We start from the raw sequence: 556 nt of genomic DNA, 5'->3' as shown, positions 1-556 counted from the left end.
CTGCATCGCTCGACCCGCAAGCTGGCGCCGAGCACCGAGGGCCTGGCGCTGTTCGAGCGCTACGCGCCGGCACTCGACCGGATCTTCGAGATCGAACGGCAGCATGCGGACGGGCAGGAACCGGCCGGAACCGTGCGCATCGACCTCGCACTGCGCATCGGCATCGAGACCGGCGGCAGCTTCCGCGTGCGCCGGATCGCGCCGGGCACGATGATCCTCGCCGCCAGCCCCGCTTATCTCGAACGACGCGGCACGCCCCGCACGCCGCGCGAGCTGGCCGACCACGATTGCCTCACGGTGTCGAGCCGCCAGGGACGCAGCATGTGGCGCCTGCAGGGGCCGCGCGGCACGCAGGAGATTTCGATCGACAGCCGTTTCTCGGTCAACGACATGCGCGTGGTCATGCAGGCGTGCCTCGCCGGCCTCGGCATCGCGCTGGTGCCGCGGGTGCTCGCCGCGGCGGCGATCGACGAAGGCAAGCTGGCGCGCGTGCTGCCGGCCTACCAACGCTCCGGCGCCGGGCTCGGGCTGCAGCTCGTCTATACGAGCCGCCCGC

Annotated in this window: 1 protein-coding gene; it reads left to right on the top strand. The window is 72.1% G+C overall.

Features of this window, described 5'->3' with window-relative positions; all coding sequences use genetic code 11:
• Window positions 1–556 (top strand): substrate binding domain-containing protein (locus tag ACU8YE_RS24120; protein WP_446929884.1); only part of this gene is annotated, 556 nt, incomplete at both ends.

It is taken from the genome of Ralstonia sp. VS2407, assembly GCF_052950655.1.
The sequence above is the reverse complement of the archived record's forward strand: the minus strand, read 5'-3'. Positions and strand labels throughout refer to the sequence as shown.